We start from the raw sequence: 12,194 nt of genomic DNA on the forward strand, positions 1-12,194 counted from the left end.
TAGACGCAAGGTTCGCCTTGTATCTGCCCAGTGTTGTCATTGGTGGTGTGGACTCTCAAGCGTGAGGTAAGGGCATTTGGTGAATGCCTTGGCATGCACAGGCGATGAAGGACGTGGCACGCTGCGATAAGCGTCGGGGAGCTGTGAGCAAGCTTTGATCCGACGATTTCCGAATGGGACAACCCACCTTCACCATTTAATCTCGACCCTGAGTGATCAGGAGCGGGGTTAAATGGGGAGGGTATCACTAAGCTGAATAAAATAGGCTTTGGTGAGGCGAACCCGGAGAACTGAAACATCTCAGTACCCGGAGGAAAAGACATCAACCGAGATTCCGTTAGTAGTGGCGAGCGAACGCGGACCAGGCCAGTGCCTGGTGTTTAATTAGCAGAAGCCTTTGGAAAGTGGCGCCATAGCGGGTGACAGCCCCGTATGCGAAAATGAAACATCAGGACTTGAGTAGGGCGGAGCACGTGAAACTCTGTCTGAACATGGGGGGACCACCCTCCAAGCCTAAATACTCGTGCATGACCGATAGCGAACCAGTACCGTGAGGGAAAGGTGAAAAGCACCCCGATGAGGGGAGTGAAACAGTACCTGAAACCGAATGCCTACAAGCAGTGGGAGCTCCCTTGAGGAGTGACCGCGTACCTCTTGCATAATGGGTCAGTGACTTAATGTATCGAGCAAGCTTAAGCCGTTAGGTGTAGGCGCAGCGAAAGCGAGTCTGAATAGGGCGACTGAGTTCGATGTATTAGACCCGAAACCCGGCGATCTAGGCATGACCAGGATGAAGGTGCGGTAACACGCACTGGAGGTCCGAACCGTTTAATGTTGAAAAATTATCGGATGAGTTGTGTTTAGGGGTGAAAGGCCAATCAAGCCGGGAAATAGCTGGTTCTCCGCGAAATCTATTGAGGTAGAGCGTCAGATGATTGCCGTTGGGGGTAGAGCACTGGATGGGCTAGGGGGTCGCGAGATCTACCAAACCTAACCAAACTCCGAATACCAACGAGTCTAGTCTGGCAGACAGACGGCGGGTGCTAAGGTCCGTCGTCAAAAGGGAAACAGCCCTAACCTACAGCTAAGGTCCCCAAATCGTATCTAAGTGGGAAAGCATGTGGGATTTCCAAAACAACCAGGAGGTTGGCTTAGAAGCAGCCATCCTTTAAAGAAAGCGTAACAGCTCACTGGTCTAAATAAGAGATCCTGCGGCGAAGATGTAACGGGGCTAAAGATACGTACCGAAGCTTAGGGTGTGATCGTTTACGATCACGCGGTAGCGGAGCGTTCCGTAGGCCGATGAAGCGATCTGGTAATGGGTCGTGGAGGTATCGGAAGTGCGAATGCTGACATGAGTAGCGATAAACAGTGTGAGATGCACTGTCGCCGAAATCCCAAGGGTTCCTGCTTAAAGCTAATCTGAGCAGGGTAAGCCGGCCCCTAAGACGAGCCCGAAGGGGGTAGTCGATGGGAACCACGTTAATATTCGTGGGCCTGGAGGTGTGTGACGGATGGCGTAACTTGTCTGGTCTTAACGGATTGATCCAGGCAGGGAAGTTGTCCCAGGAAATAGCCCCTCCATTATAGACCGTACCCTAAACCGACACAGGTGGGATGGTAGAGTATACCAAGGCGCTTGAGAGAAGTGTACTGAAGGAACTCGGCAAATTGCCTCCGTACCTTCGGAAGAAGGAGGCCCCACATCAAGGCAACTTTTTGTGGGGGGCACAGGCCAGGGGGTAGCGACTGTTTAGCAAAAACACAGGACTCTGCTAAGTCGGCTTCAAGACGACGTATAGGGTCTGACGCCTGCCCGGTGCTGGAAGGTTAAGAGGAGGAGTGCAAGCTCTGAATTGAAGCCCCAGTAAACGGCGGCCGTAACTATAACGGTCCTAAGGTAGCGAAATTCCTTGTCGGGTAAGTTCCGACCTGCACGAATGGCGTAACGACTTCCCCACTGTCTCCAGTACATGCTCAGCGAAATTGAATTCTCCGTGAAGATGCGGAGTACCCGCGGTTAGACGGAAAGACCCCGTGCACCTTTACTGCAGCTTCAGAGTGGCATTAGGAAAGAACTGTGTAGCATAGGTGGGAGGCTTTGAAGCGATGACGCCAGTTGTCGTGGAGCCTTAGGTGAAATACCACCCTGTTGTTTTCTGATGTCTAACCTCGCACCGTTATCCGGTGCAGGGACCCTCTGTGGCGGGTAGTTTGACTGGGGCGGTCGCCTCCTAAAGAGTAACGGAGGCGCGCGATGGTGGGCTCAGGACGGTTGGAAACCGTCTGTTAGAGTGCAATGGCATAAGCCCGCCTGACTGCGAGACTGACAAGTCGAGCAGAGACGAAAGTCGGTCATAGTGATCCGGTGGTCCCTCGTGGAAGGGCCATCGCTCAACGGATAAAAGGTACGCCGGGGATAACAGGCTGATGATTCCCAAGAGCTCATATCGACGGAATCGTTTGGCACCTCGATGTCGGCTCATCACATCCTGGGGCTGGAGCAGGTCCCAAGGGTTTGGCTGTTCGCCAATTAAAGTGGTACGTGAGCTGGGTTCAGAACGTCGCGAGACAGTTTGGTCCCTATCTGCCGTGGGCGTCGAAATTTGAGAGGAGTTGACCCTAGTACGAGAGGACCGGGTTGAACATACCTCTGGTGTACCTGTCATTCCGCCAGGAGTGCAGCAGGGTAGCTATGTATGGACGGGATAACCGCTGAAAGCATCTAAGCGGGAAGCCTCCCTCAAGATAAGATTTCATCGAGCCGTGGAAGACCACCACGTTGATAGGCTGGATGTGGAAGTGCGGTAACGCATGGAGCTAACCAGTCCTAATTGCTCTTTTCGCGCTTGAGAGTCCCACCATCAATGACAATGCTGGTCCAACCAGTAACGTCGTCGACGGTGATAAGGATAATCTTCGCAGCCCGATAAACAGGTCTATATACAAATTGTGCACGGCATCGATTAAAACCCGAACCCAATTACGCTTATGCGCCTGCTTCATTGCTTGGTGACCATAGCGTCTGTGACCCACCCGATCCCATCTCGAACTCGGCCGTGAAACCAGACCGCGCCGATGGTACTATTGCTCAAGCACTGGAAGAGTAGGTCGTCGCCAGGCATTGAAGCAGGCGCATAAACGTAAACGTTCGGATCAAAACCCATTCATGATGACAAAAACCTACACCTCGTAGCTTTCTAACTGGAAGAGCTTGAGGATCAAACCCAGTGTCGCGGGATGGAGCAGCCCGGTAGCTCGTCAGGCTCATAACCTGAAGGTCGTAGGTTCAAATCCTACTCCCGCAACCAGCTCTCAATAAAACACAACATCACACATACCATCCACCCCCGTACCAATAGGTCCGGGGGATACCATGATTCTTATCTGCTACTGGCATCGTGGACCGCTTAGGCCAATTGGCGTAGACAATCCCACCAGGATGATTCAATAAGATATTGAAAACACTAAATCGTTAAGTCCGCATCCGGTTGAAGATCAGGATGCGCAGCGGCGACAGCGGGTAAGGCGCGTGCGCGTTCGACCGCCGCCATCAGGCTGGGATAAGCGATTGTGGGCACACCAAACCGTTCAGCCGAATACATTTGCGGTACAATATAGCAATCGGCAAGCGTCGGTCGATCGCCGAACGCGAAGCCCCGGCCGCTTTGGAGAACCATCAGTTCCAAGGCTTCGAAGCCTTCAGCGATCCAGCGTGCAATCCAACGGGTTATAGCGGCATTGTCGGCGCCCAATTCGCTACGTAACGCATTCAATACCCTCAGATTGTTTATGGGATGAATGTCGCACGCTACGACAGCGGCCATGGTGCGAACCACTGCTCGATCACTCGATCCTGCCGGGAGCAACGCAGGCTCGGGGTTACGTTCTTCCAGCCACTCCAATATGGCAGGTGACTGAGTAATGAGTTGGTCGTCCGCCGCGAGTGCTGGCACCAGACCTTGCGCGTTGAGCTTCAGGAACGCCGGATCGCGCTGGGCGCCGCGGCGCAGATCGTGGGTGACCTGCTCATATGAAAGCCCCTTGAGGTTGAGCGCGATCCTCACCCGATAAGAGGCAGTGGACCGCCAATATCCGTGAAGGATCATAGCTCTGCCCGCGCAGTATATCTGCTGCTTTCGCCTAATCCAACCGGGACAATACCAATTGCACTGGACATTTGATATATCGTCACATCGTCTCCATGCATAAGAGCGCTCAGCATTTCACTGGCAGATCCCCTACCTTAGCACATTGGAGGAGAAGGCCATATCTGGCGTACGCAGCGTGCTGGCTCAGGGGATGGTTAAGGCGTAGCATGCTGGGGCGACTGCGCGACTGTATCGTTTCTTGATCCCGATATTTGCATCATGAACATTGCAGAACCAGACTGCTATCGCGTAGGCGTGGCGCTCGACTGGACCGCATGGTCCCCCATTCCTGCCAATACCATAAAGGGTGGCGCATCGTGATTCCCCGTGTGTTGATCGATACTGCCGAAATACCGGGAGCCTTTGCTGAAGGGGGCGGTCAGCTTAAGCTTTTTCGCAGGGGCGACGAGTTTTCCATCATGCTCGGCGGCAACGAACTAATGAATAGCCGTCTCAGTAGCTCTGAGGAGGCGCTGGCAACGCTTGCATGTGCGCGTCTGGCGGGCAAAACGGGCGTGCATATGGCGATCGGCGGTCTGGGCATGGGGTTCACCTTACGCGCAGCACTCCATGCACTGCCCGCTGACGCCCGGATCGTGGTGGCCGAGCTGGTGCCGAGCGTGATCGCTTGGGCCAAAGGACCGATGGCCGAGATTTTCGGCGATAGCCTTTCCGATCCTCGGCTTGCTATCGCGCAGCAGGATGTTGGAGTGCTGATCGATAATGCCGAGGGCAGCTTCGATGCCATATTGCTGGATGTTGACAATGGTCCCGACGGGCTGACACGGGCTAGCAACGACCGGCTTTATGGTGCAATCGGCCTGGCACGCGCGCGCAAGGCATTGCGTGCCGGGGGATTGCTGCTGATCTGGTCATCCGGCCCCAGCCCCATGTTCACCGCGCGCTTGAAAAATGCCGGTTTCATCGTGGAAGAACAGGTGGTGCGGGCAACCCGAAGCGGTCGCGGCGCCCGGCATATCATTTGGATTGCCACCGCACCCTGATAGCTCGGAATCTCAGCGGCATGAGCTAGCTTTACCGAAGATTCGCGATGGTTTAGCAACCGCCGATGAACGAGGGAAACGGAGCGAGGTACATATCGGCATGACGGGCAATATGACTGATATGCAACACGATTTGGAATTAAGTACGTCGCAGCGGACGTCGGGCTTCGATGACGCCCGTCTCAAACGGATCGAAGCCTATCTTGACGATAGATATATCCGTCCAGGGCTGTTGCCGCATGCGCAGCTCCTGGTGTCTCGTGACGAGGAAATAGTATCGTTTTTCAGTCTCGGCGAAGCGCAGGCCGATGGCGAAGCGCTTGCCGAGGACGCCCTGTTCCGCATTGCGTCGATGACGAAGCCGGTCACCTCCGTGGCTTTCATGATGCTAGTCGAAGAGGGCAGGGTTGCGCTGGACACTCCCGTTCATGCCATCCTGCCAGAGTTCGCGGATATGCGCGTTAGGGTAAGCGGCGGCGAAGGCGGCGCACCGTTCCTGACCGAGTTACCGGATGCGCCAATGCGGATGATCGATCTGCTTCGGCATACATCCGGGCTGACATACAGCTTTCAGCAGCAAAGCCCCATCGACGCTGCATACGCAACGCAGAAACTCGACGTATTCCATCAATTACGGTCGTCCGAAGAATATATCGCTGCTCTGGGTGCCTTGCCGCTGGAGTTTTCGCCTGGTGCAAGCTGGAATTATTCGGTCGCGACAGATGTTCTGGGAATAGTCATCGAACGGCTGTCCGGTCTTTCGCTTGCGGAGTTTTTCGCTAGCTGCATCTTTGCGCCACTCCGTATGGACAGCACTTTCTTTGAAGTCCCTCAAGACCATCAGCCGCGCCTGGCGGACGCATGGCAAATTGACGGGCAGGGCGTCCGCACTTTGTACGACCGGGGTGAAAGCAGCCGTTGGCGCGTTCCGCTCAAATCCTATTCCGGTGGGGGCGGCCTGGTGTCCTCGACGCATGACTATCATCGTTTCTGCCGCATGTTGCTGCGTGGAGGCGAACTGGATGGCGCCCGTTTGCTTTCGCCCAAGACCATCGCGCTGATGACATCCAACCATCTACCCGGCGGCGGCGATCTGGTAGGAGCTTCGCGGTCCATGTTCAGCGAAAGTCAGAATGCGGGGATCGGTTTCGGTCTCGGCTTCGCCGTCACCCAGAATCCGGTAACGGCGATGCTGCCCGGTTCGGCAGGCGAATATTATTGGGGTGGGATGCTTTCGACCTTTTTCTTCGTCGACCCGGTTGAACGCATCATTGCGGTGTTTATGACGCAGGTGATGCCTTCCAGCGCAATATCCATTCGACGAGAACTCAAAACGCTTATCTATGCCGCGCTAGCCCATAGCCGCGCCTGATTTTGCAGGAATACGTTAAACGATGACTGAAAAAACGCCTATTCCACCGGAAGTATTGGTGGCAGGTCTGGTACATTTGCTGGACGTTTCGCCGCTATCGGACAATCTTTTCAGAGGCGCCCAGCGACCGGGCGGCGTTGGGCGTATCTTTGGCGGCCAGGTCATAGGCCAAGCGCTGGCGGCAGCAATGAAGACGATTGCCACCGACAAGCTGGTCCATTCCCTTCATGCTTATTTCATGCGGCCGGGGGATGAGGATTATCCAATCGACTTTCGCGTGGAGGCCGACTTCGATGGCCGCACCTTTTCCAATCGCCGGGTCGTGGCGATTCAGAAAGAAAAGCCCATCCTTAATCTCGTCGCATCGTTTCAGGTGCCTGAAGCGGGGCTTACGCATCAGCTTCCCATGCCCGATGTGGCCCCACCCGAGTCGTTAGACGACTTGGCAGACTATGCGCGACAGCGCCGCGATGAACTGTCTGAACAGCAATATCGGTTTCTGGTCCGGCCAAGCCCGTTTGAAATTCGTTATGTCGGTGTTCCGACGTTTTTCCAGAGCCAGGCAACCGATCCCATATCTCACATGTGGTTCCGGATGCGCGCGCCTGTTTTGGCAAATCAACATATGCATCGCGCTATCCTGGCATTTGCGACCGATCTGGCGCTATTGGGCACGGCCCTTATGCCCCACGGATTGCGGTTGCAGTCGGCGGCGTTGCAGAGCGCCAGCCTCGACCATGCTCTTTGGTTCCATGATGACGTCGCGGTGGACGACTGGCTGCTCTACACGATGGACAGCCCTTGGTCGGGTCACGGAAGGGGCTATAATCGCGGCATGATCTTCGATCGATGGGGAAAGCTGGTGGCTAGCTGTACGCAGGAAGGGCTGATGCGCGTAAAGGCATAAGAAACGCTTGGCGCGCACGTCCCTCCTGTGCAATCTTCACGGAAAGAGGTGGGAGAGGGTACAGTAATAAATGTCCTCAGGGGGAATGCGCTATCATGAACCTTTCGACCCAGGATCCGGGCGTTGTACCCGCTCTCCCGAAGCCGGCGCCGCGCCAGTCCGATCCGGCAATCCTTGCGCATGAGATCGTCGAGCGGCTGACCTATCGGTTGGGTAAGGATGCAGCGGCGGCGCAACCGCATGACTGGCTCCACGCCGTAATCCTTTCGATCCGCGATAGGGTGATCGACTCCTGGATTTCCTCCACGCACAAAACCTATGAGGAGCAGGGGCGGCGAGTGTATTATCTCTCGCTGGAGTTTCTGATCGGTCGCCTTATGCGCGACGCAGTATCCAACATGGAACTGCTGGATGAAATGCAGCAGGCGCTTGCGTCGCTGAACGTGGACATCGACGTGATCGCCGAGCTTGAGCCGGATGCAGCGCTCGGCAATGGCGGTCTTGGGCGGTTGGCGGCCTGTTTTATGGAAAGCATGGCGACGGTCGATGTGCCCGCTTATGGTTATGGAATCCGCTATGTGAACGGCATGTTCCGACAGGAAATTTCCGATGGCTGGCAAGTCGAGCTGCCGGAAACCTGGTTGACGCATGGCAATCCGTGGGAGTTTGAAAGACGCGAAGCCAGCTATGAAGTCGGCTTTGGCGGGCTGGTCGATCCAGCCGAGAACGAGGACGCAAGCCCGCATCAAATGGTATGGAAACCGGCCGAGCGGGTGATCGCAACGCCCTATGACACGCCGATTGCAGGCTGGCGTGGAAAACGGGTCAACACATTGCGCCTTTGGACAGCGCAGCCGATCGATCCTATCCTGCTCGATCGCTTCAACGCAGGCGATCATGTCGGTGCCTTGCAGGAAAGCAACCGCGCCGAAGCGCTGACCCGCGTGCTGTATCCAGCCGACAGTTCGCCGGCGGGGCAGGAACTGCGCTTGCGGCAGGAATATTTCTTCTCCGCCGCCTCGCTGCAAGACATTGTGCGTCGGCATATCCAATATTTCGGCGATATAAAAACCCTGCCGGACAAGGCGGCGATCCAACTTAACGACACGCATCCAGCGGTGTCTGTCGCCGAAATGATGCGCCTGCTGCTCGATGTTCACGGTCTCGATTTCGACGAAGCGTGGGACATAACCCGACGCACGTTCAGCTATACCAATCACACGCTGTTGCCCGAAGCTCTCGAAAGCTGGCCCGTCCCGCTGTTCGAGCGACTGCTGCCACGGCACATGCAGATCGTCTACGCCGTCAATAGCCGCTTGCTCGCTGAAGCACGTCGCGCAGGCGGGTTCGACGACAAGGCCATCGGCACGATTTCACTGATCGACGAGGGCGGCGAGCGTAGGGTTCGCATGGGGAATCTGGCTTTTGCCGGATCGCACAGCATAAATGGCGTGTCGGCTTTGCACACCGATTTGATGAAGCAAACGGTGTTCGCCGACTTCCATCGGCTTTACCCCACGCGCATCAATAACAAAACCAACGGTGTTACGTTCCGCCGCTGGTTAATGCAGTGCAATCCGGGGCTGTTTTCCCTGATCCGCGAAGCCATTGGCGACCGTTTCATGGACGATGCAGAAGGACTGCGCGATCTGGAAGCATTTGCGCATGACAGTGCCTTTCAGGAGAAATTCCTGGCGGTGAAACTCGCCAACAAGCAGCATCTTTCGCAGGTGTTGCGCGAACGGATCAACGCGCGCATCGACCCATCGGCGATGTTCGATATCCATATTAAGCGCATCCACGAGTATAAGAGGCAGTTGCTCAACATCATCGAAGCAGTCTCGCTTTACGATCAGATCCGGTCGCATCCCGAGCGCAACTGGGTGCCACGGGTCAAGCTGTTCGGCGGCAAGGCGGCGCCGAGTTACCACAATGCAAAGCTCATCATAAAACTGGCGAATGACGTGGCACGTGTGGTGAATCACGATCCGGCGGTGCAGGGGCTGCTCAAGGTGCAGTTCGTGCCCAACTACAATGTGTCGATGGCGGAAATCATGATCCCCGCAGCGGACCTTTCCGAACAGATTTCTACGGCGGGCATGGAAGCGTCCGGCACTGGTAACATGAAGTTCGCCGTAAATGGCGCGCTGACCATCGGCACGCTAGACGGCGCCAATGTGGAAATGCGCGATCATGTCGAGGCGGACAACATTTTGATCTTCGGTCTGACGGCCGAGGAAGTGGGGGAGCGGCGCGCTAACGGGTATAACCCGCGCGACGTAATCGAAGGCAGCACGGAATTGTCGCAAGCGTTGAACGCCATCCGATCGGGCGTGTTCTCGCCCGGCGATCCGAACCGCTATGCGGATCTGATCGGCGGCATTTACGATCATGATTGGTTCATGGTTGCCGCAGATTTCGACAGTTATGCCTCGGCGCAACGAAAGGCAGATGCTCTGTGGAACGACAAGGCGGCCTGGGCGTCTAAGGCCATATATAATGTCGCGCGGATGGGGTGGTTTTCGTCGGACCGCACTATCCGTGAATATGCGAGGGACATCTGGAAGGTGCTGCCGTGATCGCTGAGTGTTGACGTCGGACCGGATTGGAGCGCTTGTTGCGGGGCGGGAGGACGACCCCTTTGCCGTTTTGGGCGTGCACGCCGCCGACAAGGGATTTTTGGCGCGCTGCTTCCTGCCGGATGCGGTCGGTGTGTCGGCTTCGACACTAGAAGGAAAGGCGGTCGGCGCGCTATCCTGCATTCACGATGCCGGTATCTTCGAAGGCAAGGTTGCAATCCGTAAGCGCCAACCCCTGCGTTACAATGCGACTTATGCCAATGGCACGACTTACACGGTGATCGATCCTTACAGCTTTGGCCCCGTGCTGGGGCCGATGGACGATTACTACATTGCCGAAGGATCGCATCTGCGGCTGTTCGACAAGCTGGGTGCTCACCTAATCGACCATGAAGGCGCCGTCGGCACGCACTTCGCGGTCTGGGCACCAAATGCACGGCGCGTATCCGTTGTGGGCGACTTCAATCAATGGGACGGTCGCCGCCACGCGATGCGCCTGCGCGCCGATAGTGGGATCTGGGAAATCTTCGTCCCGAATGTCGGACCCGGCCATGCCTATAAATATGAGATCATCAGTGGCAATGGCGTCGTGCTTCCGTTGAAAGCAGACCCTTTTGCCTTCCGCTCGGAACTCCGTCCGGCGACGGCATCCGTCATCGCCGAACCATCGACACATGCTTGGGCCGATACTGCGCATCGCGCGCACTGGAAAAAAGCCGATGCGCGCCGTCAGCCGATTTCGATATACGAAGTGCACGCCGGGTCATGGCAACGTGACGAGTTCGGTAATTTCCCAAGTTGGGATGCTTTGGCGGATCGGCTTATTCCTTATGCCGCAGATATGGGTTTTACGCATATCGAATTCATGCCGATCAGCGAACATCCCTATGACCCAAGCTGGGGCTATCAGACCACTGGGCTCTATGCGCCCTCTGCGCGGTTCGGCGATCCCGATGGCTTTGCGAGGTTCGTGGACGGAGCGCATCTCGCCGGGATGGGCGTGATCCTCGATTGGGTCCCCGCGCACTTCCCTACCGACGAACATGGTCTGGCCAATTTTGACGGCACCGCGCTGTATGAACATGCCGATCCGCGAAAGGGGTTTCACCCGGATTGGAACACCGCGATCTATAATTTCGGGCGGCGGGAGGTGTTGGCTTTTCTGACCAACAACGCCCTGTTCTGGGCGGAGCGCTATCATGTCGATGCGCTGCGCGTCGATGCGGTCGCGTCGATGCTGTACCTCGATTATTCGCGCAAGGACGGCGAGTGGATACCCAATGCCGATGGCGGGCGGGAAAATTGGGAAGCGGTCGATTTTCTTCAGGGCATGAATCGTGCTTTGTACGGCATGGATACCGGCGTAATGACGATGGCCGAGGAATCGACGAGCTGGCCCAAGGTGTCGCATCCGGTGCATGAAGGCGGCCTTGGCTTCGGATTTAAATGGAACATGGGGTTCATGCACGACACCCTGCGCTATCTGCAGCGCGATGCCGTGCATCGGTGCCACCATCATAATGACATCACGTTCGGGCTGCTGTACGCCTTCGCCGAGAATTACATTCTGCCGCTCAGCCACGACGAAGTCGTCCACGGCAAAGGCTCATTGCTCACCAAAATGGCAGGCGACGACTGGCAGAAGTTCGCTACCTTGCGCGCCTATTACGCAATGATGTGGGGCTATCCTGGCAAGAAGCTGCTGTTCATGGGGCAGGAGTTTGCGCAGCGCGCAGAGTGGAGCGAGGAGCGCGCGCTGGACTGGCATCTGCTTGATCAGGCACCGCATCGGGGCGTGCAATCGGTCGTTCGCGACATCAACCGGCTGTACCGGAAGAAGCCAGCCCTCCACGCCCGCGATTGTGAGGGCGAAGGGTTCGAATGGTTGCTGGTGAACGCCGCGGAGGATTCGGTCTTCGCATGGACGCGCCGCGCGCCGGGGGACAGACCTGTCGTAGTCATCAGTCATTTCACGCCATTGCTCCGCCATGGTTATGGCATGCGCTTGCCCCATGGCGGGCGCTGGCGGGAGATACTGAACACAGACGCATCTGATTATGGTGGCAGCGGCGCAGGGAATGGCGGCGTTGTCGAAGCGGCCGACGATGGATGGGCGCATATCACTATCCCGCCGCTTGCTACCCTCATGCTTGAACCGGACGACGAACAATAGAGAATACA

6 protein-coding genes, 1 tRNA gene and 2 rRNA genes are annotated in these 12,194 nt (G+C 56.4%); 8 read left to right on the plus strand and 1 reads right to left on the minus strand.

Annotated elements, in window-relative coordinates; all coding sequences use genetic code 11:
- Positions 1-56 precede the first annotated feature (56 nt).
- The 3 genes from LQ220_RS16485 (at position 57) to LQ220_RS16495 (ending at position 3,311) form a co-directional block, all read left to right on the plus strand.
- Positions 57-2,854, plus strand: a 23S ribosomal RNA gene (locus tag LQ220_RS16485).
- Between the two features lie 154 nt (positions 2,855-3,008).
- Positions 3,009-3,123 (plus strand): 5S ribosomal RNA (gene rrf / locus LQ220_RS16490).
- A gap of 111 nt (positions 3,124-3,234) precedes the next feature.
- A tRNA-Met gene (locus tag LQ220_RS16495) sits at positions 3,235-3,311 on the plus strand.
- A gap of 156 nt (positions 3,312-3,467) precedes the next feature.
- On the opposite strand, the gene maiA is transcribed toward LQ220_RS16495, so the two are convergent.
- Positions 3,468-4,109, minus strand: a complete 642-nt coding sequence (gene maiA, locus LQ220_RS16500; protein ID WP_230189233.1) for a maleylacetoacetate isomerase — start codon at positions 4,107-4,109, stop codon at positions 3,468-3,470.
- 359 nt (positions 4,110-4,468) lie between these two features.
- Here maiA and LQ220_RS16505 point away from each other — a divergent pair, with 359 nt between their 5' ends.
- The 5 genes from LQ220_RS16505 (at position 4,469) to glgB (ending at position 12,186) form a co-directional block, all read left to right on the plus strand.
- Positions 4,469-5,155 carry a hypothetical protein gene (locus LQ220_RS16505; protein WP_230189234.1) on the plus strand — a complete coding sequence of 229 codons (687 nt, stop codon included), beginning with the start codon at positions 4,469-4,471 and terminating at the stop codon, positions 5,153-5,155.
- Positions 5,156-5,276: 121 nt separating this feature from the next.
- Positions 5,277-6,527: a serine hydrolase domain-containing protein gene (locus LQ220_RS16510; protein WP_230189356.1), complete on the plus strand. Its 1,251-nt coding sequence runs from the start codon at positions 5,277-5,279 to the stop codon at positions 6,525-6,527.
- A gap of 22 nt (positions 6,528-6,549) precedes the next feature.
- Complete coding sequence (locus LQ220_RS16515) at positions 6,550-7,434, plus strand: acyl-CoA thioesterase II (protein ID WP_230189235.1); 885 nt, start codon at positions 6,550-6,552, stop codon at positions 7,432-7,434.
- Between the two features lie 95 nt (positions 7,435-7,529).
- A complete protein-coding gene (locus LQ220_RS16520; protein WP_230189236.1) occupies positions 7,530-10,013 on the plus strand; it encodes a glycogen/starch/alpha-glucan phosphorylase in 2,484 nt (827 codons plus the stop codon).
- Positions 10,014-10,020: 7 nt separating this feature from the next.
- Entirely contained in the window at positions 10,021-12,186 is a 2,166-nt protein-coding gene (glgB, locus tag LQ220_RS16525) for a 1,4-alpha-glucan branching protein GlgB (RefSeq protein WP_230189237.1), read from the plus strand.
- The last annotated feature ends 8 nt before the right edge of the window (positions 12,187-12,194 follow it).

Origin of the sequence: Sphingobium sp. CECT 9361 (genome assembly GCF_918741285.1) — a bacterium.
In the GTDB taxonomy this organism is placed as follows: domain Bacteria; phylum Pseudomonadota; class Alphaproteobacteria; order Sphingomonadales; family Sphingomonadaceae; genus Sphingobium.